22 protein-coding genes are annotated in these 23,354 nt (G+C 70.2%); 11 read left to right on the plus strand and 11 right to left on the minus strand.

Annotated elements, in window-relative coordinates; genetic code table 11:
• The first annotated feature begins 76 nt into the window (after positions 1-76).
• From IG54_RS0125115 to pth, 3 genes are all read left to right on the plus strand, one after another.
• The gene (locus IG54_RS0125115) at positions 77-1,051 is read left to right on the plus strand and encodes a ribose-phosphate diphosphokinase (RefSeq protein ID WP_030788729.1); all 975 of its coding nucleotides are present in this window, start codon (positions 77-79) and stop codon (positions 1,049-1,051) included.
• Between the two features lie 200 nt (positions 1,052-1,251).
• Positions 1,252-1,842: a 50S ribosomal protein L25/general stress protein Ctc gene (locus tag IG54_RS0125120; RefSeq protein WP_030788732.1), complete on the plus strand. Its 591-nt coding sequence runs from the start codon at positions 1,252-1,254 to the stop codon at positions 1,840-1,842.
• A 73-nt stretch (positions 1,843-1,915) separates the two neighbouring features.
• Positions 1,916-2,518 carry an aminoacyl-tRNA hydrolase gene (gene pth / locus IG54_RS0125125; protein ID WP_030788739.1) on the plus strand — a complete coding sequence of 201 codons (603 nt, stop codon included), beginning with the start codon at positions 1,916-1,918 and terminating at the stop codon, positions 2,516-2,518.
• Positions 2,519-2,618: 100 nt separating this feature from the next.
• Here the strand turns inward: pth and ppc are convergent, their stop codons facing one another.
• On the minus strand, positions 2,619-5,363 hold the full coding sequence (gene ppc / locus IG54_RS0125130) for a phosphoenolpyruvate carboxylase (RefSeq protein WP_030788743.1): 2,745 nt from the start codon (positions 5,361-5,363) through the stop codon (positions 2,619-2,621).
• Between the two features lie 299 nt (positions 5,364-5,662).
• Between ppc and IG54_RS0125135 the strand changes: the two genes are divergently transcribed.
• From IG54_RS0125135 to IG54_RS0125150, 4 genes are read left to right on the plus strand one after another with little or no spacing between them, the layout of a single operon-like run.
• Entirely contained in the window at positions 5,663-6,670 is a 1,008-nt protein-coding gene (locus IG54_RS0125135; protein ID WP_030788746.1) for an acyl-CoA desaturase, read from the plus strand.
• Positions 6,667-7,353 (plus strand): TetR/AcrR family transcriptional regulator, encoded by a 687-nt coding sequence (locus tag IG54_RS0125140; RefSeq protein WP_078594460.1) that lies wholly within the window; start codon positions 6,667-6,669, stop codon positions 7,351-7,353. The genes IG54_RS0125135 and IG54_RS0125140 overlap by 4 nt, the downstream gene beginning before the upstream one ends.
• Before the next feature lie 59 nt (positions 7,354-7,412).
• Positions 7,413-7,664, plus strand: a complete 252-nt coding sequence (locus tag IG54_RS0125145; protein ID WP_030788751.1) for a type II toxin-antitoxin system Phd/YefM family antitoxin — start codon at positions 7,413-7,415, stop codon at positions 7,662-7,664.
• On the plus strand, positions 7,661-7,909 hold the full coding sequence (locus tag IG54_RS0125150) for a type II toxin-antitoxin system RelE family toxin (protein ID WP_030788753.1): 249 nt from the start codon (positions 7,661-7,663) through the stop codon (positions 7,907-7,909). Before IG54_RS0125145 ends, IG54_RS0125150 begins: the two co-directional genes overlap by 4 nt.
• Here the strand turns inward: IG54_RS0125150 and IG54_RS0125155 are convergent.
• Entirely contained in the window at positions 7,884-8,720 is an 837-nt protein-coding gene (locus IG54_RS0125155) for a trans-aconitate 2-methyltransferase (RefSeq protein ID WP_030788755.1), read from the minus strand. The two genes, IG54_RS0125150 and IG54_RS0125155, sit on opposite strands and share 26 nt — an antisense overlap.
• A gap of 99 nt (positions 8,721-8,819) precedes the next feature.
• Here IG54_RS0125155 and tamR point away from each other — a divergent pair, with 99 nt between their 5' ends.
• Positions 8,820-9,317: a MarR family transcriptional regulator TamR gene (gene tamR, locus IG54_RS0125160; RefSeq protein WP_030788757.1), complete on the plus strand. Its 498-nt coding sequence runs from the start codon at positions 8,820-8,822 to the stop codon at positions 9,315-9,317.
• On the opposite strand, the gene IG54_RS0125165 is transcribed toward tamR, so the two are convergent.
• A complete protein-coding gene (locus IG54_RS0125165; RefSeq protein WP_030788759.1) occupies positions 9,276-10,091 on the minus strand; it encodes a response regulator transcription factor in 816 nt (271 codons plus the stop codon). The genes tamR and IG54_RS0125165 overlap by 42 nt on opposite strands.
• A 267-nt stretch (positions 10,092-10,358) precedes the next feature.
• Here IG54_RS0125165 and IG54_RS0125170 point away from each other — a divergent pair, with 267 nt between their 5' ends.
• On the plus strand, positions 10,359-10,814 hold the full coding sequence (locus IG54_RS0125170; RefSeq protein WP_078594462.1) for a GNAT family N-acetyltransferase: 456 nt from the start codon (positions 10,359-10,361) through the stop codon (positions 10,812-10,814).
• Between the two features lie 33 nt (positions 10,815-10,847).
• On the opposite strand, the gene IG54_RS0125175 is transcribed toward IG54_RS0125170, so the two are convergent.
• The 4 genes from IG54_RS0125175 to galT all read right to left on the minus strand — a co-directional run bounded on the left by IG54_RS0125175 (position 10,848) and on the right by galT (position 14,492).
• Positions 10,848-11,195: a DoxX family protein gene (locus IG54_RS0125175; RefSeq protein ID WP_030788763.1), complete on the minus strand. Its 348-nt coding sequence runs from the start codon at positions 11,193-11,195 to the stop codon at positions 10,848-10,850.
• Positions 11,196-11,304: 109 nt separating this feature from the next.
• Positions 11,305-12,459: a galactokinase gene (galK, locus tag IG54_RS0125185; protein ID WP_030788764.1), complete on the minus strand. Its 1,155-nt coding sequence runs from the start codon at positions 12,457-12,459 to the stop codon at positions 11,305-11,307.
• Between the two features lie 3 nt (positions 12,460-12,462).
• Complete coding sequence (gene galE, locus IG54_RS0125190) at positions 12,463-13,434, minus strand: UDP-glucose 4-epimerase GalE (protein ID WP_030788766.1); 972 nt, start codon at positions 13,432-13,434, stop codon at positions 12,463-12,465.
• Positions 13,431-14,492 carry a galactose-1-phosphate uridylyltransferase gene (gene galT / locus IG54_RS0125195; protein WP_030788768.1) on the minus strand — a complete coding sequence of 354 codons (1,062 nt, stop codon included), beginning with the start codon at positions 14,490-14,492 and terminating at the stop codon, positions 13,431-13,433. The genes galE and galT overlap by 4 nt, the downstream gene beginning before the upstream one ends.
• Positions 14,493-14,667: 175 nt before the next feature.
• Between galT and IG54_RS0125200 the strand changes: the two genes are divergently transcribed.
• Positions 14,668-16,353 carry a sodium:solute symporter family protein gene (locus IG54_RS0125200; RefSeq protein WP_030788770.1) on the plus strand — a complete coding sequence of 562 codons (1,686 nt, stop codon included), beginning with the start codon at positions 14,668-14,670 and terminating at the stop codon, positions 16,351-16,353.
• 23 nt (positions 16,354-16,376) lie between these two features.
• On the plus strand, positions 16,377-16,661 hold the full coding sequence (locus IG54_RS0125205; RefSeq protein ID WP_030788773.1) for a hypothetical protein: 285 nt from the start codon (positions 16,377-16,379) through the stop codon (positions 16,659-16,661).
• A 22-nt stretch (positions 16,662-16,683) separates the two neighbouring features.
• On the opposite strand, the gene IG54_RS0125210 is transcribed toward IG54_RS0125205, so the two are convergent.
• From IG54_RS0125210 to IG54_RS0125225, 4 genes are all read right to left on the minus strand, one after another.
• Positions 16,684-17,415 carry a helix-turn-helix transcriptional regulator gene (locus IG54_RS0125210; protein ID WP_030788778.1) on the minus strand — a complete coding sequence of 244 codons (732 nt, stop codon included), beginning with the start codon at positions 17,413-17,415 and terminating at the stop codon, positions 16,684-16,686.
• 213 nt (positions 17,416-17,628) lie between these two features.
• Positions 17,629-19,509 carry a PQQ-binding-like beta-propeller repeat protein gene (locus tag IG54_RS0125215; protein WP_030788781.1) on the minus strand — a complete coding sequence of 627 codons (1,881 nt, stop codon included), beginning with the start codon at positions 19,507-19,509 and terminating at the stop codon, positions 17,629-17,631.
• A 61-nt stretch (positions 19,510-19,570) separates the two neighbouring features.
• Positions 19,571-21,373: a PQQ-binding-like beta-propeller repeat protein gene (locus tag IG54_RS0125220; RefSeq protein ID WP_030788784.1), complete on the minus strand. Its 1,803-nt coding sequence runs from the start codon at positions 21,371-21,373 to the stop codon at positions 19,571-19,573.
• Positions 21,374-21,529: 156 nt separating this feature from the next.
• Positions 21,530-23,341 (minus strand): ABC-F family ATP-binding cassette domain-containing protein, encoded by a 1,812-nt coding sequence (locus IG54_RS0125225; protein ID WP_030788787.1) that lies wholly within the window; start codon positions 23,339-23,341, stop codon positions 21,530-21,532.
• Positions 23,342-23,354: the final 13 nt, after the last annotated feature.

Genomic DNA, 23,354 nt, shown 5'->3' on the forward strand with positions numbered 1-23,354 from the left:
GCACACATTCGGCCGACTCGACGCATATGGACGCGTGAGTACGGCAGCGGGAAGAACTCTCTGAGGAGACAGTGCTGTGACCGGGATCAAGACGACCGGCGAGAAGAAGTTGATGCTCTTCTCCGGCCGCGCCCACCCCGAGTTGGCCGAGGAGGTCGCACACAAGCTGGGTGTCGGCATCGTGCCGACGAAGGCCTTCGATTTCGCCAACGGCGAGATCTACGTCCGCTACCAGGAGTCGGCGCGTGGCGCCGACTGCTTCTTGATCCAGAGCCACACCGCTCCGATCAATAAGTGGATCATGGAGCAGCTCATCATGATCGACGCGCTGAAGCGCGCGTCGGCCCGCTCCATCACCGTCATCGTGCCGTTCTACGGTTACGCGCGGCAGGACAAGAAGCACAAGGGACGTGAACCGATCTCGGCGCGTATGGTCGCCGACCTGATGAAGACCGCGGGTGCGGACCGCATCCTCACGGTCGACCTGCACACGGACCAGATCCAGGGCTTCTTCGACGGCCCGGTCGACCATCTCTTCGCGCTGCCGATCCTCGCGGACTACGTGGGCGCGAAGGTCGACCGCTCGAAGCTCACGGTGGTCTCCCCGGACGCCGGCCGCGTGCGCGTGGCCGACCGCTGGTGCGACCGTCTCGGCGCGCCGCTGGCGATCGTCCACAAGCGCCGCGACAAGGACGTCGCGAACCAGGTGACCGTGCACGAGGTCGTCGGTGAGGTCAAGGGCCGCGTCTGCGTCCTGGTCGACGACATGATCGACACGGGTGGCACGATCTGCGCCGCGGCCGACGCGCTGTTCGCGCACGGCGCGGAGGACGTCATCGTGACGGCGACGCACGGCGTGCTCTCCGGTCCGGCGGCGGACCGGCTGAAGAACTCCAAGGTGAGCGAGTTCGTCTTCACGGACACGCTGCCCGACCCGGGCGCGCTCGAACTCGACAAGATCACGGTGCTCTCGATCGCGCCGACGATCGCGAACGCCGTGCGCGAGGTCTTCGAGGACGGCTCGGTGACGAGCCTCTTCGACGAGCAGTAGAAGCTCGGCAAAAGACCAGCAGAAGATCCTTTTGGTGCGGCCTCCGTCGCCGAGTAGACTGCTGAAGTTGCTCGGCGAGGGAGGCCGCACACGCTTCTGATGAGGCGCGGTGCGGCGGTCCGTTATCGACGCGCTCTTCGTAGCAGGCCAGTCGTATGGCCGGGTAACCCCATCCGACACCTGTTGTACGAGGAGTGCACATGTCCGAGGTCAAGATCACCGCTGAGACCCGCACCGAGTTCGGCAAGGGCGCCTCGCGCCGCGTCCGCCGTGAGAACAAGGTTCCCGGTGTCCTGTACGGCCACGGCGCCGACCCGGTCCACCTGACGCTGCCGGGCCACGAGCTGCTCCTGGCGCTGCGCACCCCGAACGTCCTGATCTCCCTGGACGTCGACGGCAAGACCCAGCTGGCCATCCCGAAGGCCGTGCAGCGTGACGCCCTCCGTCAGGGCATCCTGAAGCACGTCGACCTGCTCCTCGTCCGCAGCGGCGAGAAGGTCACGGTCGAGATCCCGGTCCACACCGAGGGCGAGCTGGCCCCGGGCAGCAACCTGCTCGAGAACGTGCTGAACACCCTGCCGGTCGAGGCCGAGGCCACGCACATCCCGACCGAGGTCACCGTCTCCATCGCGGGCCTTGAGGCCGGCGCGTCCATCCTCGCCAAGGACATCCCGCTGCCGACCGGCTCCACGCTGGCCATCGACGGCGACGCGGTCGTCATCCAGGTCCTGGCCGCGCAGGCCGAGGAGGCCCCGGCCGAGGCCGAGGGCGACGCGTCCGCCGAGGCCTGATCCTCGCGACGTACATTCGGCACGGCAGCCGCCGCTCCCTCGGGGGGCGGCGGCTGCCGCGTATGAAGGAGACATGCACGTGACGACCGACGCCAACGCCCCCTGGCTGATCGCGGGCCTCGGCAACCCCGGCCCCGAGTACGCCATGAACCGGCACAACGTGGGCTTCATGGTGGCCGACCTGCTCGCGCAGCGGATGGGCGCCAAGTTCAAGCGGGCCGCGAAGGCGCAGGCCCAGGTGGTCGAGGGGCGGATCGGCGCGCCGGGTCCGGCGAGCCGCCGCGTCATCCTGGTGAAGCCGATGTCGTACATGAACGTCTCGGGCGGTCCCGTGACGGCGCTGCGCGACTTCTACAAGGTGCCGACCGAGCAGATCGTGGCGGTCCACGACGAGCTGGACATCGACTACGGCACGCTGCGGCTGAAGCTGGGCGGCGGCGACAACGGCCACAACGGTCTGAAGTCCATGACGAAGGCGATGGGCCCCGACTACCACCGGGTGCGCTTCGGCATCGGCCGCCCGCCGGGCCGGATGCAGGTCGCGGACTTCGTACTGAAGGACTTCTCCTCGACGGAACGCAAGGAACTCGACTACCTGGTGGACCGGGCGGCGGACGCGGCCGAGGCCCTGATCATCGAGGGCCTGGAGCGGGCGCAGAGCACGTACAACTCCTGAGAAGGGGCACCCCGGGGGGCGCCCCTTCAGGGGCGCGGGGCTGTATCGATATGCGGCTCCGCCGCGTGGGCGCGACCAGCCCCCACGCGCCCGCAGAAAATCAGCCGGTATTCCGCAACCCAGCCGCAACACCGTTAACGGTAAGAAGCAAGGCCCGCCCAAGCAACGGATCAGCCTCCTGGCCGGCGGCCACCGCGTCCCGCTGCCGCTTCAGCAACGCGACCTGGAGATACGAGATCGGGTCGAGATACGCGTCCCGAATCGCGAAGGTCTGCCGAAGCGCCGAGTGGGAACCGAGAAGCTGGTCCTCACCAGTGACCCGCAGCACCTCGCGAACGGTCAGCTCGTGCTCTTCCTCGATCGTGGCGAACACGTGCTTCAACTCGTCCGGGACGAGCGTGTCCACGTAATGCCGCGCGATGCGCAGATCCGTCTTGGCCAGCGTCATCTCGACGTTCGAGATGAAGTTCTGGAAGAAGTGCCAGCGCTCGTGCATCTCGTCGAGCACGGAGTCGAGACCGGTCTCGCGCAGCGCCTTGAGGCCCGAGCCGACGCCGAACCAGCCGGGCACGATCTGCCGCGACTGGGTCCAGCCGAAGACCCAGGGGATGGCGCGCAGGCCGTCGAGCGAGACGCCCGAACCGGGGCGGCGCGACGGCCGGGAGCCCAGGTGCAGGTCGGCGAGCTGGTCGACCGGCGTCGACGCGAGGAAGTACGTCGGCAGGTCCGGGTCCTCGACGAGCCGCCGGTACGCGGAGTGCGCGGCGTCCGAGACGACGTCCATGGCCGCGTCCCAGCGGGCGAGGGCCTCGTCCGACTGGCGCGGCGCGGTGTGCAGCGCGGAGGCCTGGAGCGTGGCCGCGACGGTCAGCTCCAGGTTCTCCCGCGCCAGGGACGGCACGAGGTACTTGTCGGAGATGACCTCGCCCTGCTCGGTCACCTTGATCTCGCCCTCCAGGGTGCCCCAGGGCTGGGCGAGGATCGCGTCGTGGGAGGGGCCGCCGCCGCGGCCCACCGTGCCGCCGCGGCCGTGGAAGAGGCGCAGCCGCACGCCGTAGCGGTGCGCGACGTCGCGCAGCCTGCGCTGGGCGCGGTGGATCTCCCACTGGCTGGTGGTGATGCCGCCGAACTTGGAGGAGTCCGAGTAGCCGAGCATGACCTCCTGGACGTCACCGCGGAGCGAGACCAGTCGGCGGTAGGAGGGGTCGGCGAGCATCTCGTCGAGGATGACGTCGGCGGCGCGCAGCTCGTCCGTGGTCTCCAGGAGCGGCACGATGCCGATCTTCGCCCAGCCGGCGTGCAGGTCGATGAGTCCGGCTTCGCGCGCGAGGACGGCGGCGGCGAAGACGTCGTCGGCGCCCTGGCACATCGAGATGATGTACGACTCGATGACCTCGGGGCCGAAGACCTCAAGGGCCTTCTTGACGGTGAGGAAGACGCCGAGGGTCTTCTCCCCGGCGGCGTCGAGCGGGGCGGGGGACGGCGCGAGGGGGCGCCGGGAGCGCAGCTCCTTGGCGAGCAGCTTCTGACGGTACTCGCGGGGCATGTCCGCGTAGCGCCAGGACTCCTCACCGAGGCGGTCGAACAGCTGGCCGAGCGCATGGTGGTGGGCGTCGGCGTGTTCGCGTACGTCCATGGTGGCCAGCTGGAGGCCGAAGGCGGCCAGCGTGCGGATGGTGCGGTTCATCCGGCCGTCGGCGAAGAGGGCGCCCTTGTGCGCGCGCAGGGAGGTCTGGATGAGCGTGAGGTCGTGCAGCAGCTCGGCGGTGCCGAGGTAGTCGCGGCCCTCCTCGTGGGCCGTGCCCTTGGCCAGGCGCTGCTTGGTGTTCTCCAGCTTCTGCCGGATGCAGGTGGCCTTGAGGCGGTACGGCTCCTCGGCGTTGAGGCGCTTGTAGCGGGGGCTGATCTCCGGCAGGCGCTCCAGGTCGCTCTGGAGGGAGGTCTTCAGCTCCTCGGTGGCCCCGGTGTAGCGGATGGAGTTGGAGAGGAAGCCGCGCAGCTCGTCGATCATGTCGAGCGCGTCGTTGATGCCGTGCTCGTGCTGGAGGATCAGGACGTCCCAGGTGACGGCGGGCGTCACGTTCGGGTTGCCGTCGCGGTCGCCGCCGATCCAGGTGCCGAAGCTGAGGGGGCGGGTGCCCTCGGGCAGCTGGACGCCGACGCGCTCCAGCTCCGAGGTGAGGTCCTCCAGGACGTCGCCGACGGCGCCGGCGTGCAGCTCGTCGAGGTAGTAGATGGCGTTGCGGGCCTCGTCGGTGGGCTCCGGGCGTACGACGCGCAGCTCGTCGGTCTGCCACACCAGGTCGATGTTCTCGGCCAGACGGGTGTCGTGGCGGCGCCGGTCGGACTCGATGACCGGGGTCTCCAGCAGTTCGGCGACGCGGCGGAGCTTGTTGAGGACCGAGCGGCGGGCGGCCTCGGTGGGGTGGGCGGTGAAGACCGGCCGCACGTTGAGGTGCTGCACGGTCTCGCGCAGGTGTTCGGGATCGGCGTCCTTGAGGCGGTCCGCCGTGCGGGCCAGCAGACCGCCCTCGGCGGCACGCCGGGCACGCAGCTCGCGGCCTCGGTGGACCTGCTCCGTGACATTCGCCAGATGGAAATACGTGGAGAAGGCGCGGACCAGCTTGGCCGCGGTCTCCAGTTCCGTACCGCCGAGCAGCTTGGCGGCGGCCTCGCCGTCCTCGCGCGTGAGACGGCGGACCTTCTCGACCAGTTCGAGGAGTTCGGGACCCTCCTGGCGTACGAGGGTCTCGCCCAGCAGGTCGCCGAGGCGGCGGATGTCGGCGCGCAGCTCGGTGCTGGCTGTACTGGTGGCCTGACGGCCCTGGTCGTCGGCACTGCTCACAGGTGCGGCTCCTTGCAGTGTTTGAAGCACGTCTGGGAGGGGTCCCGGTAAGGATCCGGGGAGATTCAGAACGGACCGCGCTGTCCGACCGTTTCCAAGGATAGGTGTCACTTCGGGGCACGGAAGTTTCGGCCACTTGCCGAGACGCTCCGCGCTGCCATACTTACGTCGCCGTAGGTTACGGAACCGTAGGAACGTGGGTAGTGCAGCGGAAGTGGCTGCCGGAGTCACAGCGCCCTGCGTCACCGTGCCCGTGCGCCTCTCCCACCCCAACCTTCGACCCCACAGGGGACGTGCCCATGACGACAACGTCCGATGCGCCTTCCGAGCCCGATGTGATCGACGCCGCTCCCGTCCGGGAGAACGGCTCCCCCCGAGACCTGCCGCCCGCGACCCTGGGCGGTGAGCAGAAACGGTCCCTGGAGCAGCTGACGCTGCTCCTGTTCATCGTCGTACCCTTCGTCGCCCTGCTCGGGGCGGTGCCGCTCGCCTGGGGATGGGGGGTGAGCTGGCTGGACCTCGGCCTGCTCGTCTTCATGTACTACCTGGGCTGCCACGGCATCACGATCGGCTTCCACCGCTACTTCACGCACGGCGCCTTCAAGGCGAAGCGGCCGCTGCGGATCGCGCTCGCGATCGCCGGTTCGATGGCCGTGGAGGGCCCGGTCGTGCGCTGGGTGGCCGACCACCGCAAGCACCACAAGTTCTCCGACGCGGAGGGTGACCCGCACTCGCCCTGGCGCTTCGGCGAGACGGTCCCGGCGCTGATGAAGGGCCTGTGGTGGGCGCACATCGGCTGGATGTTCGACGAGGAGCGGACGTCGCAGGAGAAGTACGCGCCCGACCTGGTCAAGGACCCGGTGATCCGCCGCATCTCCCGCCAGTTCCTGTTCTGGACGATCGTCTCGCTCGCCATTCCGCCGCTGGTCGGGGGCCTGGTGACGATGTCGTGGTGGGGCGCCTTCACGGCGTTCTTCTGGGGCTCCCTGGTCCGCGTGGCGCTGCTGCACCACGTGACCTGGTCGATCAACTCCATCTGCCACGCGGTCGGCAAGCGGCCCTTCAAGTCGCGTGACCGCTCGGGCAACGTGTGGTGGCTCGCGGTGCTGTCCTGCGGCGAGTCCTGGCACAACCTCCACCACGCCGACCCGACGTCGGCGCGGCACGGCGTCATGAAGGGGCAGCTCGACTCCTCCGCGCGGATCATCCGCTGGTGCGAGCGGCTCGGCTGGGCGTACGACGTGCGGTGGCCGTCGAAGTCGCGCATCGACGCCCGCCGCCAGCCGCAGGCCGCTGACGCGGCATGATGGACGACGTGGCGACCGACTCCAGTAATTCCAGCCCTGCCGGCAAAGAGAAGCAGCCCCGGCGCACCCGCCGGACCCGGATGACGGGTGCCGAGCGCCGGGAGCAGTTGCTGGACATCGGCCGCACGCTCTTCGCCGCGAAGGGGTTCGAGGGCACGTCGGTGGAGGAGATCGCGGCGAAGGCCGGGGTCTCCAAGCCGGTGGTGTACGAGCACTTCGGCGGCAAGGAGGGGCTGTACGCGGTGGTCGTGGACCGCGAGATGCGCCAGCTCCTCGACATGGTGACGAGCGCGCTCACCGCCGGGCACCCCCGGGAACTCCTGGAACAGGCCGCGTTCGCCCTCCTGGACTACATCGAGACGTATACGGACGGCTTCCGCATCCTGGTCCGCGACTCGCCCGTCGCCCAGTCGACGGGCACCTTCGCCTCCCTCATCTCCGACATCGCGACGCAGGTGGAGGACATCCTGGGGCAGGAGTTCAAGGGCCGCGGCTTCGACCAGAAGCTTGCCCCGCTGTACGCGCAGGCGCTGGTCGGCATGGTGGCGCTGACGGGCCAGTGGTGGCTGGACGTCCGCAAGCCGAAGAAGGCGGAGGTGGCGGCGCACCTGGTCAATCTGGCCTGGCACGGCCTGGACGGCCTGGAGCCGAAGCCGCGCCTGATAGGCCACCGGAAGAGCTGAGGCCGATCAAGCCATGGCCACGCATTGACCACAAGATTAACATTGTGCACTCTTGATGCATGACCGAGATCGCGATCAGCGCAGCCCGTGCACAACTCGGCGACCTGGTACGCCGCGCCGCCCACGGGCGCGAGACCATCGCCCTCACCGACCACGGGCACGTGGCCGCGCTGCTCGTCTCGCCCCAGGTGATAGAGGACCTCGAAGACGCCCTGGCACTCGCCGACTTTCAGCGCCGCAAGGCGGAAGGGACCCTCGAAGAGGGCATCCCGCACGAGGAAGTCGGACGAATGCTGGGGCTGCGTCCGTGACCTGCCAGATCATCTGGGAGCCGGCCGCCACCAACGCGGCCGTCCGCTTCCTCAAGGACGACCCCGTGGGCCTCGCCGCGCTCTACGAAGCCGTCGACGCGCTCGCCGAGCAGCCCCGCCCAGCCGGCTCCACGGCGTACGGGCCCACCGCGCGGCGCCTCCGGGTCGGCGACTACCGCGCCCTTTACCTCGTTGGCGACGACGTCATCCGCATCCTCGTCACACACCTCGGCCGGACGCCGTAGCCACCGCGAACACCCTGCGGAACGGGAACACCGTGCCGTGCTCAGTCGCCGGATACGCCCTGCGCAGCAGTTCCCCGTACTCCGCGAGGAACGCCTCCGTCGCGTCCGGGTCGTCCGCCAGGGCCGTCAGGACCGGGCGCAGGCTCGTGCCCTTGACCCAGTCCAGCACGGGGTCCTCGCCGGTCAGCAGGTGGTGGTACGTCGTCTCCCAGGCGTCGACCGCGCAGCCCAGGTCCGTGAGCCGTGCCAGGTACGCCCCCGGCGGGAGCACCGCGTCGCCGTGGCGCAGCACCCCGCCGAGGCGGTCGCGCCAGCGCCGGGACGCGGCGAGGTCACGCAGCAGCGTGTGGCTGGGCGCGTCGAAGTTGCCCGGCACCTGGAAGGCGAACGTACCGCCGGGGGTGAGGGCGGCGATCCACGCCGGGAAGGAGTCCGGGTGGCCCGGCACCCAGTGGAGGGCCGCGTTGGAGAGGATCAGGTCGTACGTGCCGGGGGCCGGTGTCCAGTCCGTGGCGTCGGCCGGGGCGAAGTCGAGGCGTCCGCCCCCTGCCGTGGGGCCCGTCAGCCGCTCCGCGCGGGCCAGCATCTGCGGCGAGTTGTCGAGCCCGGTGATGTGCGCGGCGGGCCACCGCTCGGCGAGGAGCCGGGTGACGTTGCCGGGACCGCAGCCGAGGTCGGCGATACGGTGCGGCCGGTCGCCCGTAGCGGGGAGGTCCGGCACGCGGGCGAGCAGGTCGACGAAGGGGCGGGACCGGTGGTCGGCGTGGCGGAGGTACTGGAGCGGATCCCAGGTCGGGGTGGCTGCGGGCACGGGGCGGGCCTCCTCAGGACGGGGTCTGGCGTCATCCTCAACGCTACGTATCTTGACGTCAAGAGACTTCACGTCGACAGACCCCCTACACTGATCGTCATGGAGGACGAGGTCGATCGGCTGGTCGCGGCGTGGCGCCGGGAGCGCCCGGACCTCGACGTGGAACCACTTGAGGTGCTCAGCCGCGTGAGCAGGCTCGCGCGGCACCTGGACAGGGCCCGCAGGCTCGCGTTCTCCGAGCACAATCTGGAGCCCTGGGAATTCGACGTCCTGACGTCGCTGCGGCGCGCGGGCGCCCCCTACCAGCTCTCCCCCGGCCAACTCCTGACGCAGACCCTGGTGACGTCCGGCACGATGACGAACCGCATCGACCGCCTCGCGAAGAAGGGCCTCGTCGAGCGGCTGCCCGATCCGAGCGACCGGCGCGGCGTGCTCGTACGGCTCACGACCGAGGGCAGGGACCGCGCGGACCAGGCCCTGGCCGGACTCCTGGAGCAGGAGCGGGCGATCCTCGCGGAGCTGTCCCGCGCCCAGCGGGGGGAACTGGCCGGGCTGCTACGCCAGTTGACCGCCCCGTTCGACAACATCCCCGGCTAGGTCGACCGGGCCGACTCCCGCGCGCCGGGCGAGCGCGACCGCCGCGAGCGTGGAGTGGACGCCCAGCTTCCCCAGGACGTTCTGCATGTGGGTGCGCACCGTGTGCGGGGAGAGGAAGAGGCGCTCGGCGACGGCTTTCCTGCCCAGGCCCGCCACCATGCAGCGCAGCACCTCGCGCTCGCGCGGGGTCAGGGACTCCACGAGGCGCTCGGACTCGGTGCGGTGCTTGCGGGCGGCGGTCAGCTCGCGCAGGACGCCGGTGAGCAGGGCGGGCGGCAGGTGCGTCTCCTCCCGCAGCACGCCGCGTATGACCGTCAGGAGGCGGGAGAGCGAGCAGTCCTTGGCGACCCAGCCCGAGGCGCCGGCCTGGAGCGCGAGGGCCGCGCGGCGCGGGTCGTCCTTCTCGGCGAGCACGACCGTGCGCACGGCGGGCTGGCCGGAACGGACGCCCGCGACCAGAGAGATGCCGTCCACGAGACCGTCCGCGCCACCGTCCTGGACGGGGGCGGCGATGGGGGTCCCCCCGGTTCGAGCGAAGCCGAGAGCTTGGGGGAGGGTGCCCTGGAGCGCGCCCGCTGTGGCGCCGAGATCGGCGTCGACGAGCAGCACGTCGTATCTGCGGCCTTCGGAGACCGACCGCTCCAGGCAGCGCAGCGCGGCGGGGCCGCTGCCCGCCGCGGAGACCTCCACGTCGGGCTCGGCCGCCAGCGCGGCCGCGAGCGACTCGGCGAAGATGCGATGGTCGTCGACGACCAGAACTCGGATGCGAACCACAGAAACCCCCTTCCCCGCGCCCCGCAGGGAGCAGGGGACACCCCCGTCGGAAACCGTCCGAGAACGATCGGCGCGGGTACGGCGCCCGGCACGGGGGTCGCCGAATCGCCCGGCCGCCGCCGCGCGCTGACTGCCACCCCCGCCGGGCGTCGAACCCGACTGTCTCGCCCCCTGATCGGCGCCGGCCCCCACCGGCACTGTTCTTCAGAGTAGAGCCGCGGGCCACGAGCGGAAGGCAATTTGCAGAACTGATGGGCGGGCGCGTTTATGGTGAGCCGTATGTTTCGCATGGAGACAGGAGTCGACAAGGAGCGGCTGGCTCTGCTTCGTTCGCGCCTCGCCGCGACGAATACGGCGGCGTCCCCGGCGATCCGCGCCCTCCGCGGCACGGCCGACGACCAGGAAGTGCCCCTGGCGCTCTGGGCGTTGGACCAGGCGGGCGGCCTCGCGGCGGGTCTCGCCGCGCACACCTGGGGCCGCTGGCTGCATGTGAACCACCTCTGGGTCGACGACCGCCATCGCGGCGCGGGTCTCGGCTCCGGGCTGCTCGCCGAGGCGGAGCGCGTGGCCCACGAGGACCGCGGCTGCCGCAACTCCCGTGTGGAGACGTGGGACTTCCAGGCGCCGGGCTTCTACCGCGCTCAGGGATACGAGCTGGTGAGCGTGATCCCCGACTACCCGGAGGGCGTCAAGGAGTTCACGCTCACCAAACGGCTGGGGTGAGAGTCCGCCGGCTCAAGCCGCGAGTCCCCCGGCTCAGGCCGCGAGTCCCAGGGCGAGCGCGGCGACCACCGGCGCCGCGTACACCAGGGGGAAGGGGATGTGCGCGTACCAGCGGGCCCGTACCACGGCGACGACCGCCCCGGTGAAGTACAGGACCAGGCCGATCCCGGCGGCGGCCCCGACGTACGGCACGAACAGGCCGACGACGAGGCCCGCGGCGCCCGCGGCCTTGGCGGCGCCGAGCCAGGGCAGCCACGCCATGGGGATGCCGTAGTCGGCCATGGGCCCGACGACCCACTTCGAGCGCAGAAAGACCGAGGCGGCCGAGAAGCCGGTCATCGCGGCGGCCAGGAGCGTGACGACAACGTGAGCGGTGGACATCGGGGATGCTCCTCATCAGGCAGGTGCCGGTGCGCCTGTGCGCCCCGGCCGGGGTGTCGTTCACTGCCATGACGAACCGCTCCCCGCGGATGTGACCGCTCGGCGGCACCTATTTCTCCCGGCGCGCTCCCGCCGACGCCACCGCCGGGAACACCCGGGGCGCCGTGTGGCCCGCCTCGGCCGAGGCCTCAAGGACCGCCTCGGTCACCGCGTCGGTGTCGCCGCTCTCCACCAGGACGATCGCCGAGCCGCCGAAGCCGCCGCCGGTCATCCGGGCACCGAGCGCGCCCGCCGCGTTCGCGGTGCTCACCACCAGGTCCAGCTCCGGGCAGGAGATGCGCAGGTCGTCGCGGAGCGAGGCGTGGCCCTCGGTGAGGACGGGGCCGATCGCGCGGACGTCACCGGCGTCCAGGAGGCCGATGACCTGCGCGACGCGGTGGTTGTCGGAGACGACGTGGCGCACATAGCGGCGGACCCTGTCGTCCGGCAGCCGCTCCAGCGCGGCGGGCAGTTCCTCGTACGGGATGTCGCGGAGGTGGCTGACGCCGAGGGCCCGCGCACCCGCCTCGCACCCGGCGCGGCGCTCGGCGTAGGCGCCGTCGCCGAGCGCGTGCTGGACGCGGGTGTCGACGACGAGCAGCCGCAGGCCCTCGGCGGCCAGGTCGAAGGGGACCTGGCGCAGGGACAGGTCGCGGCAGTCCAGGTGCAGGGCGTGGCCTTCGGCGCAGCACGCCGACGCCGTCTGGTCCATGACGCCGCAGGGCACACCGACGAAGGCGTTCTCGGCGCGCTGGGCGAGGACGGCCAGCTCGGGCCGGGTCAGCCCGAGCCCGAACAGTTCGTCGAGGGCGAGCGCGGTGACGACCTCCAGCGCGGCCGACGAGGACAGGCCCGCGCCCGTCGGGACCGTCGAGGCCAGGTGCAGATCGGCGCCGGTGACGGGGTGTCCGGCGTCCCGCAGCGCCCAGACGACCCCGGCGGGGTAGGCGGCCCAGCCTCCGTCGGACAGCGGGGTCAGCTCGTCGACGCGCAGTTCGGCGAGCGGGGCGTCGATGTCGGCGGAGTGCAGCCGCAGGACGCCGTCGGTGCGCCGGGCGACGGCGGCGACCGCGGTGTGCGGGAGGGCCAGCGGCATCACGAAGCCTTCGTTGAAGTCCGTGTACTCGCCGATGAGGTTGACGCGGCCGGGGGCCGACCAGACGCCGTCCGGCGCGTACCCGTACAACTCCGCGAACCGCGCGGCGACTTCGGATGCCGTGGCCATGGACTATCCCTCCTGCCGGGCGGTCCGCCGGGCGAACGCCCAGGCGTCGGCGACGATGCCCGCGAGGTCCGCGCGGGAGGGCTGCCAGCCGAGCTTCTCGCGGGCGGTGGCGGCGGAGGCGACGAGCACCGCGGGGTCGCCGTCGCGGCGCGGGGCCGTCACCTCGGGGACGGGGTGGCCGGTGACCTGGCGGACGGTCTCGATGACCTGGCGCACGGAGAAGCCGTTGCCGTTGCCGAGATTGCAGATCAGGTGCTCGCCGGGCATGGCCGCCCCGACGGCGAGGAGGTGGGCCTCGGCGAGGTCGGCGACGTGGATGTAGTCGCGTACGCAGGTGCCGTCGTCGGTGGGGTAGTCGTCGCCGAAGACGCTGATCGCCTCGCGCCTGCCCTGCGCGACCTGGAGGACGAGCGGGATGAGGTGCGACTCGGGGTCGTGGCGCTCCCCGAACTCCCCGTACGCGCCCGCGACGTTGAAGTAGCGCAGCGAGACGGCGGCCAGGCCGTGGGCGGTGGCCTCGCCGCTGATCATGTGGTCGACGGCGAGCTTGGAGGCGCCGTAGGGCGAGGTGGGGGCGGTGGGGTCGGTCTCCGTGATGGGGGTGCTGACGGGCTCGCCGTAGGTGGCGGCGGTGGAGGAGAAGACGAGCTTGCGCACGCCGGCGTCGCGCATGGCGGCGAGCAGCGCCATGGTGCCGCCCACGTTGTTGTCCCAGTACTTCTCGGGCTTGGCGACGGACTCGCCGACCTGTGAGAAGGCGGCGAAGTGCAGGACGGCGTCGAAGGAGGGGTCCAGCCACTTGGCGGCATCGCGGATGTCGCCCTCGATGAAGGCGGCACCGGCGGGGACGCCCTCGCGGAAACCGGTCGAGAGGTTGTCGAGGACCGTCACCTCGTGCCCGGCCTCGATCAGGTGCTGGGCCACCACGCTTCCGACATAGCCCGCTCCACCGGTGACCAGGTACTTACCGCTCATGAACTCGCTACCTCTCGCAGTCGATCGGCCGCGGCTTCCGGCGGCACGTCGTTGATGAACACGCTCATGCCGGATTCGGAACCCGCGAGGAACTTCAGCTTGCCCGAAGTGCGGCGGATCGTGAAAAGTTCGAGGTGGAGGGCGAAATCGTCGCGGTTTACGCCGCCGTATCGGCCGAGCGCGCCGAACGGCGCCTGGTGCCAGGCCGAGATGTACGGGGTGGGGGCCTCCCCGGCGCCGAAGATCCGGTCGAAGCGCCTGAGGAGTTCCAGGTAGAGGGGCGGGAACTCCGTGCGGGCGGCCTCGTCGAGCCCGAGCAGGTCGGGCACCCGGCGCTTGGGGTACAGGTGCACCTCGTAGGGCCAGTGGGCGGCGTACGGCACGAAGGCCACCCAGTGCTCGCCCTCCAGGACGACCCGCTCACCGGCGCTCTCCGCGGCGAGGATGTCGTCGAAGAGGTTCTGGCCGCCCGACGTCTCCTTGAACGCGGCGAGCGAGCGCAGCATCAGGTCGGTGCGCGGGGTGACGAACGGATAGGCGTAGATCTGCCCGTGCGGGTGGCCGAGGGTCACGCCGATCTCGGCGCCGCGGTTCTCGAAGCAGAACACCTGCTCGACGGAGGGCAGATGGGACAGCTCGGCGGTGCGGTCGGTCCAGGCCTCCAGGACGAGGCCGGCCTGCTCGGGGGCGAGGTCCGCGAAGGACGAGGCGTGGTCGGGGGTGAAGCAGACCACCTCGCAGCGGCCCGCGTCGCCCGCGAGCGAGGGGAAGCGGTTCTCGAAGACCACGACGTCGTACGAGGATTCGGGGATCTCGCTGAGGCGCTCCCCGGCGGACGGGCACAGGGGGCACTCGTCGGCCGGCGGGTGGTAGGTGCGGCCCTGGCGGTGCGAGGCGATGGCCACGGCGTCGCCCAGAAGCCGGTCCGCGCGGATCTCCGAGGTCGTGGAGACGGGTCCGAGCGGGCGCCGGTCGACGGCCGCGCGGACCGCGTCGTCGCGTGCGTCGTAGTAGATCAGCTCACGGCCGTCGGCGAGACGGGTCGAGGTCTTCTTCACGTCCGGGGCTCCTCACCACCCACCCAACAGAACCAAACACAAACAATCACACACCCACAGTTACGTCAACGTCCCATCGCAGCCAAACAAAAAACTTCAACAGAACTGTTCATTTATTGAAGTGGGGGGCGTAGGTTCCCGTCTGATCCGTTCGCGCAACGAAGCGAGTTCACCCATGCAGTCCCCCACTGAAACCCTGGCCGAGGGACTTCGGCTGCCCACCAACGGCCTCGACTACGCGATCCTCGCCATCTACTTCGCCGTGGTCCTCGGCATCGGATTCGCCGCCCGGCGCTCCGTGCGGACCAGCCTCGACTTCTTCCTCTCGGGCCGCTCGCTGCCCGCCTGGGTGACCGGCCTCGCCTTCGTCGCCGCGAACCTCGGCGCCACCGAGATCCTCGGGATGGCCGCCACCGGCGCCCAGTACGGCGTCGCGGTCGTCCACTGGTACTGGATCGGTGCCATCCCCGCCATGGTCTTCCTCGGCCTGGTCATGATGCCCTTCTACTACCGCAGCAAGGTCCGCTCCGTACCCGAGTTCCTGCTCCAGCGCTTCGACCGGTCCGCGCACCTGCTCAGCTCGGCGCTCTTCGCGTTCGCGGCGATACTCATCGCGGGCGTGAACCTCTACGCCCTGTCGATCGTCGTCGAGGCACTGCTCGGCTGGCCGCAGTGGGTGGCGATCGTCGTCGCGGGGTTCTTCGTGCTCGCGTACATCACCATCGGCGGTCTCTCCTCGGCGATCTACAACGAAGTGCTCCAGTTCTTCGTGATCCTCGCCGCGCTCATCCCGATCTGCGTCATCGGCCTGAAGAAGGTCGGCGGCTGGGACGGGCTCACCGGCTCGATCGAGGAGCAGCACGGCGGGAACTTCATGACCGCCTGGGGCGGCACCGGCATCGGCGACGCCAACCCGCTCGGCGCCAACTGGCTGACGATCATCCTCGGGCTCGGCTTCGTCCTCTCCTTCGGCTACTGGACGACCAACTTCGCCGAGGTGCAGCGTGCGCTCTCCGCGAAGAACCTCTCCGCCGCCCAGCGCACCCCGCTGATCGCCGCCTTCCCGAAGATCTTCATCGTCTTCCTGGTGATGATCCCGGGCCTGGTCGCCGCCGTCCTCGTCCCGAAGATCGGCACGCCGGGCTCCGACCTCACCTACAACGACGCGATCCCCTACCTGATGCAGGAGTTGCTGCCCAACGGCGTCCTCGGCATCGCGGTCACCGGTCTGCTCGCCGCGTTCATGGCGGGCATGGCGGCGAACGTCTCGTCCTTCAACACCGTGTTCACGTACGACATCTGGGCGAAGTACGTGGTCAAGGACCGCGAGGACGGCTACTACCTGAACTTCGGCCGGCTCATCACGGCGATCGGCGTGCTCGCCTCGATCGGTACGGCGTTCATCGCCTCGTCGTTCTCGAACATCATGGGCTACCTCCAGACCCTCTTCTCCTTCTTCAACGTCCCCATGTTCGTGGTCTTCGTCATCGGCATGTTCTGGAAGCGGGCCTCGATGAAGTCCGGCGTGTGGGGCCTGGTCGCGGGCACCACCGCCGCGATGGCCAACTACTTCTGGATCTACAAACAGGGCGTCATCGACATCCCGACCGACCAGGGCGCCAACTTCGTCTCGGCGATCGTCGGCTTCGCCGCGGGCGCCCTCGTGATGGTCGTCGTCACCCTCTTCACCGCGCCCAAACCGGAGGCCGAACTGGCCGGGCTGGTCTACGGCACGGTCTCACCCGGCCCGGCGGACGAAGGAGCCGAGGCGGGCGACGACGCCTGGTACCGCAAGCCCGCACTGCTCGGCTGGGGCGCCGTCGCACTCGCCGCCGCCTGCTACCTGCCGTACTCGCTCTAACCCCGATCGGAGGACCGAATATCGTGTCCGACCTGCACAAGCACGTCTCCGACCTGGAGGCGAGGTCCGCGACCGCCGCCCGCCTCTTCGACATCCGGCGCATCATCGGCGGCCTGTTCGTCGTCTACGGGATCATCGTGACGATCGCCGGGATCACCGCGTCCGACGCCGACCTGCGCAAGGCCGAGGGCATCAACATCAACCTCTGGACGGGCCTCGGCATGCTCGCCCTCGGGCTCTTCTTCCTCGGCTGGCTGTGGCTGCGCCCCATGGCGGCGCCCACCGCACCGGCGGCCGAGGGCGAGTAACCCCCGTGCGACCGGGCCCGGTTCACCGCGGTGAGTCGGGCCCCGCCCGCGTCTCCCTGTCCTCGGCACCCTCGGAGTACGCCGACACGGGCCGCTCGGCGCGGTCCAGCAGGCCCGTGCGCGCGGCGAGCGCCGCGGCCTCCAGGCGTGAGCCGACCCCCAGCTTCATCAGGACCCGCTGTACGTGCGTGCGCGCCGTGCTCGGGGCTATCCCCATCCCCGCCGCGATCAGCCGGGTGTCCTCGCCGTCCGCCACCCGCACCAGGACCTCGACCTCGCGGGGCGTGAGCATCTGCAACAGGCGCTGCCCCTCGTCGTCGGGCTGCGCCGCGGGATTCAGCAGTTCACCGAAGGCCCCTTGCAGCAGCTGGGGCGCGACGGCGGCCTCCCCCGCGCGCGCCTTCATGATGGCGCGCTCCACACCTTCGATGCGCTCGTCATGGCGTACGTACCCGGAGGCACCGGCGGCGAACGCCGCGGCGATCCCGCGCGGGCTCGGCACCGGGCCGAGCACCAGGACCGCCACCTGCGGGCGCTCCCGCTTGATCTTCACCACCGGGTCGAACATGCCCGGCTCGGCAGGCGTGGCCGTGCCGAGGAGGCACACCTCCGGCGCCCTGCTGATCACCAGCTCGGCCGCTCCCGCGGCGGGCGCCGCCGCGGCCAGCACGCGGTGCCCGCGCAGCTTCAGCGCCGAGGCGAGCGCCTCGGCGAGCAGTCGGTGGTCGTCGACCACCATGAGCCGCACACCCATAGAAACCCCCCAGTTCCCGCAGGCCCCCCGGCCCTCCATCTCCCGGAAGCTACACGCTTGTTCGACGTTGCGCGCCCCCTACCCGCCAGAAGCGGCCCGGAATGCCGAAAGCCGTGCCCTTCGGGGGTGACTGGGAGTACGGGACGGCGCGGCGACGGCAACGGCCGCCCCCTCATGGTGCGAGGGGACGGCCGCGTGCGCTGGACGGGAGTGCTACTTCGCGACGAAACCGAGCGCCACGAACTTCTTGTCGTCCTTCGAGTAGGGGCTGCTGAGCAGCTCCTTGCCCATGAACAGGTGCCCGTTGGAGTAGAGCAGTTCGTTCGTCTTCGGGACCATGCCGCTGATCGCGTCGGTCACGGTCTCGGACGACGGGGTCTCCAGCAGCTTGGTCTCCTTCATCGTCTTGCCGTCGAGCGACACGACCTGGGCGCCCTTCTGGTAGCCGTGGGCCTTGTACGCGATGACGTTGCCGCCGTCCATGCGGAGCGGGAAGATCTCGCCGTTGTCGCCCGCGACGGCGCGGTCGCTGGTCGACTTTCCGGTGGCCAGCGAGAAGGAGACGATCTCGTTCGTCCGGTTGTAGCTCTCGCCGCTGCCGTCGTGCTGGCGCGTCGGCACGTACAGCCGGTCGTTGCCGACCGCGATCGACGTGCAGTCGTTGACCATGTTGACGCCGCAGTCGTGGTCGTACTTGCCGTCCTCCAGCGAGATCTTGGCGCGCAGCTTGCCGTTGCTGCCGAGGGAGAAGACGTCGGTGACGCCGCTCGAGGTGATCTCGGTGGTGTCCTGGCCGAAGACGACCGGGTTCGTCGAGATGATCTTGGCGTTGTCGATACCGGCGGCCAGCGGGTACGTCCACTTGTGCTTGCCGGTCTTCGGGTCGAGGAGCTGGACCTTCAGCTTCTCGTCACCGTACGAACCGCACTTGCGGACCGCGACCAGCTGGTCGCCGCCGGCGTAGCCGACGTCCTGGCACTCGCTGACCTTCGGCTTCCACAGGGACTTGCCGGACACGTCCCAGGCGGCGCCGCCGTTGCTGGTGCCCGCACCGGCGGCGATCGTCGTACCGGAGATGGTGACCTCCTTGAAGGTCGCCTTCATGCCGCTCGTCTCGATGGACTCGGTCCAGAGCTTCTTGCCGGACTTCAGATCAACGGCGGAGACGTTGGTGCACTGCTGGTAGTCGCCCTTCTTGTTCCGCTTGGCCTCTTCGGTGATGATCGCCGCGACGCCGTCCTTGGTGGTCTCCCGCGACATCGCGCAGGTCTGACCGGAGAGCGGGATCGACCACTTCTTCTTGCCGGTGTCCGGGTCGTAGCCGTTCAGTTCGTTGATGCCCGACTTGGCGTAGGTGTCGTCGGTCAGCACCGACCCCGTGGCCTGCCAGATCTGGTCCTTGGGGATCGCGGGCTGGGGCAGCTGCATGACGACCTTGGCCGCGGGGTCGGCCGGGGCCTTCTCCTTGGCCGGACCCTGGCCCGCAGGGGCGTCCGTGCCCGCGCCGCCCTTGCCCTTCTTGCCGCCCTTGCTGTCGGAGCCCTGCGCGGTGTTCTTGGAGTCGTCGTCCTTGGACGAGGCGTACCAGACGCCGCCGCCGACGATCAGCGCGATCGCGACGACCGCCGCGACGATGATCGCCATCTGGCCGCTGAACTTCTTGCCGCCGCCGGAACCGGTGCCGCCGGGCTGCGGCTGCATCGGCATGGTCGGCGGCTGCTGGTAACCCTGCGGGTAGCCGGGCTGCTGGTACTGCGGCTGGGCGGGCTGGGTCGGGTAACCGTAGCTCTGCGGGGCCTGGGGCGCCTGCGGTGCCTGCGGTGCCTGCGGGTAGCCGTAGGTCGGCTGGCCCGCGGGCGGCGGCGTCTGCGGCGGCGGGCCCGGCGGCGCCGGGGGCGCGGCGGGCGGCGGCGTCTGCGGGGCCGGCGGCTGCTGCGGGTAGCCGTAGGACGGGTCCGGGGCCTTGCCGAAGCCTCCGGGCGGCGGGTCCTGCGGGGCGCCGAAACCGCCGGGCGGGGGGTCCTGGGGCGCGCCGAAGCCGCCCTGCGGGGGCTCGTTCGGCGGCTGCTGCGGGGGCTGGGGCGGCTGGGTCATGACGTCGTCGATTCCTTGGGGACGCTGAGGGACGAGGGGGTGGGCGGGGCGGCTCGGAAGGTCACTTGCCGTAGGCCAGCATCAGCTTCGAGTCGCCGGAGCCGGTGGAGCTGCCCGTGATGCTGGTGGTCGAGATGTAGAAGCGCCCGTCCACGTAGTCGACGTCCTTCGAGTAGAAGCCGCTCTCGATCTTCGATGTGCCCGTCGGGTGCTGGAGCAGGGTCTTGGGCTTGTGCGAGCCGGACGTGGGGATGGAGACGACGCGGCCGCCGGCGTCGTACGACGGTTCGACGTACGCGACCAGTTCGCCGTTCTCGACCTTCAGCGGGAACATCCTCTCCGCCAGCGGCGACTTGGTGCGCCAGGCCTCCTTGCCGGTGGCCAGGCTGATCGCGACGATCGAGTTGGCGCCCGTGTCGTCGGTCGGCAGGTAGAGGTACTTGTCGTCGGACGCCACACCGAGGCAGCCGTCCAGCTCGTCGTTGAGGATCGAAGTGCCGCACTCGGGAGCGAAGTTGTCCTTGCTGCTGACCTCGGAGCGGGTCTCGTCGCTGTTCCCCTTCAGCACCGAGATGTTCCACTGCTTCTTGTCCTCGTTGCGGAGGTACACGATCGTCGGGCTCGTCCCGTAGACCTTGCGGACCCGCCAGCCCTTGGGGAACTTCTTGGTCCACAAGGCCTTGCCGGTCTTCGGGTCGAGCTGCTGAAGCTCGTCGTGCTCCTTGGGGCCGGCCGCGCCGCAGGACAGCGCCATCAGAAGCTTGCCGTCACCGCCGGCGAACCCGTTGGGGAAGCAGGTGCCCTCTTCCTTCTTGTCCGCTACGTACAGCTTCTTGCCGTCGCTCATGCGCAGCGCGGTGCCGGACTGGTCGCGGCCCACCATGAGCACGTCACCGATGAGGACGAGCTGACTCTGCATGGAGAAGTCGAAAGCGCCCTCCTCCTTGACCGGCTTGCCCCAGCCCTTGGCACCGGTCTTCAGGTCGATGACCTGGATCTGGTTGCACTTGGAGGTGCTCTTGGTGCCGTCCTTGAACGCGACGACGATCTTGCCGTCGTCGGTGGCCGTCTTCGTCGCGGCGCAGATCTTCTGCGGGAACTTGATGGCGGGCCACGCGGTCTTGCCGGTCTCGGTGTTGTACGCGTACAGCTCCTTGTACGCGGCCTTGACCACGGTGTCGCCGTCGATCCACATGCCCGGGGCGTCGCCGCCGGAACCGGGCACCTTGGGCGACTCCTTGTACCAGAGGACCTTCGCCTCACCGGCCTGGCGGCCTTCGTTGAGGTCCTCCTTGCCCTCGGTGGCGTCCTCCTCGTCGGGGCCCGGGCTCTTCGGAGCGGTGGCGGAGGGCTTGGGGTCCTTGTTCTTCGCCTCGGACTTCTTCTTGCCCTCGTCGTCACCGCCGACGACGGCCCAGGTGACACCGGCCGCGACGAGCAGTGCGGCCACGGCCGCGGCGCCGGTCACCAGAAGCTTCTTGCGCTTGCCGTCACCGCCGCCGCCGCCGGGCGCACCGGGTCCCGCCGGGAACTGCGGCTGCGTGGGCGGCTGCTGGGGATAGCCGTACTGCGGCTGGGTCGCGTAGGGGCCGGACTGCTGGGGCTGGGATCCGTAGGGACCGGGCTGGCCGTACGGGCCCGGCTGCTGGGGCTGGCCGTAGGGGCCCGGCTGCTGCGGCTGGTTCGCGTAGGGGCCGGGCTGGGCCGGCTGCGCGTACGGGTTGCCGGCCGCGGGCGGCGTCTGCGGATAGCCGTAGCCGGGCTGCGGCTGCGACTGCCCCGGTGGCTGGGGCGGCTGCCCCGGCGGCGGATCCTGCGGAGCTCCGAAACCGCCGTGCGGCGGCTGGTTGGGCGGCTGAGTCATCAGCGCTTCCCCCTTCACTGATTTTCGGCACGCCAAATGGTGCTCAGGTCAGCCTTTCTATCACCCTGAGCCCGTTCGAGACGGGGCCGGTCCTGCCCCTGTTCCCAAGGGAGGACCGGCCCGTGATGCGTCCGTTACGCGAGCTGCACAGCAGCTCTACGCGTCCTCCGCCAGCTCCAGCCAGCGCATCTCCAACGCCTCGCGCTCAGCGGTCAGTTCACGCAGCTCGGCATCCCATTTGGCCACTTTCTCGAAGTCCGTGGCGTTATCGGCGATCTGGGTGTGGAGCTTGGTCTCCTTCTCGGAGATCTTGTCCATCTGCCGCTCGATCTTCTGAAGTTCCTTCTTCGCCGCGCGGACGTCCTTGGACGACCCGGTCACGGCGGGCTGCGCGGGGGCGGGCGCCGCCGGTGCCGGGGCGGAGGCGGTCTCGGCCATCCGCCGGCGCCGCTCCAGGTACTCGTCGATGCCGCGCGGCAGCATCCGCATGGTGGCGTCACCGAGGAGCGCGAACACCTTGTCCGTCGTCCGCTCGACGAAGAACCGGTCGTGGGAGATCACGACCATGGAGCCGGGCCATCCGTCGAGGACGTCCTCCAGCTGCGTGAGCGTCTCGATGTCGAGGTCGTTCGTCGGCTCGTCGAGGAAGAGGACGTTCGGCTCGTCCATCAGCAGCCGCAGCAGCTGCAACCTGCGCCGCTCACCACCGGAGAGGTCACCGACCGGCGTCCACTGCTTCTCCTTGTTGAACCCGAACGTCTCGCAGAGCTGCCCCGCGGTCATCTCCCGGCCCTTGCCGAGGTCGACGCGCTCGCGCACCTGCTGCACGGCCTCCAGCACCCGCAGCGTCGGCTTCAGTTCGGCGACCTCCTGCGAGAGGTAGGCCAGCTTCACCGTCTTGCCCACGACGACCTTGCCGCCCGCGGGCTGTACGTCGCCCTGGCTGCGGGCCGCGTCGGCCATGGCGCGCAGCAGCGAGGTCTTGCCCGCGCCGTTCACCCCGACCAGGCCGATGCGGTCGCCGGGGCCGAGCTGCCAGGTCAGATGCTTGAGCAGCAGCTTCGGACCGGCCTGGACGGACACGTCCTCCAGGTCGAAGACCGTCTTGCCGAGCCGCGTCGTCGCGAACTTCATCAGCTCGCTGGTGTCCCGCGGCGGCGGCACGTCCGCGATCAGTTCGTTGGCGGCCTCGATGCGGAACTTCGGCTTGCTGGTGCGGGCCGGGGCGCCGCGCCGCAGCCAGGCCAGCTCCTTGCGCATCAGGTTCTGCCGCTTGGTCTCCTCGGTGGCGGCGATGCGCTCACGCTCGGCGCGGGCGAAGACGTAGTCGGAGTACCCGCCCTCGTACTCGAAGACGGAGCCCTTCTGCACGTCCCACATGCGCGTACACACCTGGTCGAGGAACCACCGGTCGTGCGTCACGCATACCAGCGCCGAGCGCCGCGTGCGCAGGTGCTCGGCGAGCCAGGCGATGCCCTCCACGTCGAGGTGGTTGGTCGGCTCGTCCAGCACGATCAGGTCCTGCTCGGCGATGAGCAGCTTGGCGAGCGCGATGCGGCGCCGCTCGCCACCGGAGAGCGGGCCGATGACGGTGTCGAGCCCCTGCGGGAAGCCCGGCAGGTCGAGGCCGCCGAAGAGGCCGGTCAGCACGTCCCTGATCTTGGCGCTGCCCGCCCACTCGTGGTCGGCGAGATCACCGATGACCTCGTGCCGGACGGTGGCGGCGGGGTCCAGCGAGTCGTGCTGGGTCAGCACGCCGAGCCGCAGCCCGCCGTTGTGCGTGACGCGCCCGGTGTCGGCCTCCTCCAGCTTGGCGAGCATCCGGATCAGGGTGGTCTTCCCGTCGCCGTTGCGCCCGACGACACCGATCCTGTCCCCCTCGGACACGCCGAGTGAGACGCCGTCGAGCAGGGCACGGGTGCCGTACACCTTGCTGACTGCCTCGACATTGACCAGATTGACGGCCATTTCTCTCCTGACA

The organism is Streptomyces sp. NRRL S-920, from assembly GCF_000717945.1.
Classification (GTDB): domain Bacteria; phylum Actinomycetota; class Actinomycetes; order Streptomycetales; family Streptomycetaceae; genus Streptomyces; species Streptomyces alboniger.

What these genes read in the sequence shown, in the direction of transcription:
- IG54_RS0125120 (WP_030788732.1), top strand. Translation starts at nt 1,252, where the DNA reads ATGTCCGAGGTCAAGATCACCGCTGAGACCCGCACCGAGTTCGGCAAG.
- pth (WP_030788739.1), top strand. Translation starts at nt 1,916, where the DNA reads ATGCACGTGACGACCGACGCCAACGCCCCCTGGCTGATCGCGGGCCTC.
- IG54_RS0125135 (WP_030788746.1), top strand. Translation starts at nt 5,663, where the DNA reads ATGACGACAACGTCCGATGCGCCTTCCGAGCCCGATGTGATCGACGCC.
- IG54_RS0125140 (WP_078594460.1), top strand. Translation starts at nt 6,667, where the DNA reads ATGATGGACGACGTGGCGACCGACTCCAGTAATTCCAGCCCTGCCGGC.
- IG54_RS0125145 (WP_030788751.1), top strand. Translation starts at nt 7,413, where the DNA reads ATGACCGAGATCGCGATCAGCGCAGCCCGTGCACAACTCGGCGACCTG.
- tamR (WP_030788757.1), top strand. Translation starts at nt 8,820, where the DNA reads ATGGAGGACGAGGTCGATCGGCTGGTCGCGGCGTGGCGCCGGGAGCGC.
- IG54_RS0125170 (WP_078594462.1), top strand. Translation starts at nt 10,359, where the DNA reads ATGGTGAGCCGTATGTTTCGCATGGAGACAGGAGTCGACAAGGAGCGG.
- IG54_RS0125175 (WP_030788763.1), bottom strand. Translation starts at nt 11,195, where the DNA reads ATGTCCACCGCTCACGTTGTCGTCACGCTCCTGGCCGCCGCGATGACC.
- galK (WP_030788764.1), bottom strand. Translation starts at nt 12,459, where the DNA reads ATGGCCACGGCATCCGAAGTCGCCGCGCGGTTCGCGGAGTTGTACGGG.
- galE (WP_030788766.1), bottom strand. Translation starts at nt 13,434, where the DNA reads ATGAGCGGTAAGTACCTGGTCACCGGTGGAGCGGGCTATGTCGGAAGC.
- IG54_RS0125200 (WP_030788770.1), top strand. Translation starts at nt 14,668, where the DNA reads ATGCAGTCCCCCACTGAAACCCTGGCCGAGGGACTTCGGCTGCCCACC.
- IG54_RS0125210 (WP_030788778.1), bottom strand. Translation starts at nt 17,415, where the DNA reads ATGGGTGTGCGGCTCATGGTGGTCGACGACCACCGACTGCTCGCCGAG.
- IG54_RS0125215 (WP_030788781.1), bottom strand. Translation starts at nt 19,509, where the DNA reads ATGACCCAGCCGCCCCAGCCCCCGCAGCAGCCGCCGAACGAGCCCCCG.
- IG54_RS0125220 (WP_030788784.1), bottom strand. Translation starts at nt 21,373, where the DNA reads ATGACTCAGCCGCCCAACCAGCCGCCGCACGGCGGTTTCGGAGCTCCG.
- IG54_RS0125225 (WP_030788787.1), bottom strand. Translation starts at nt 23,341, where the DNA reads ATGGCCGTCAATCTGGTCAATGTCGAGGCAGTCAGCAAGGTGTACGGC.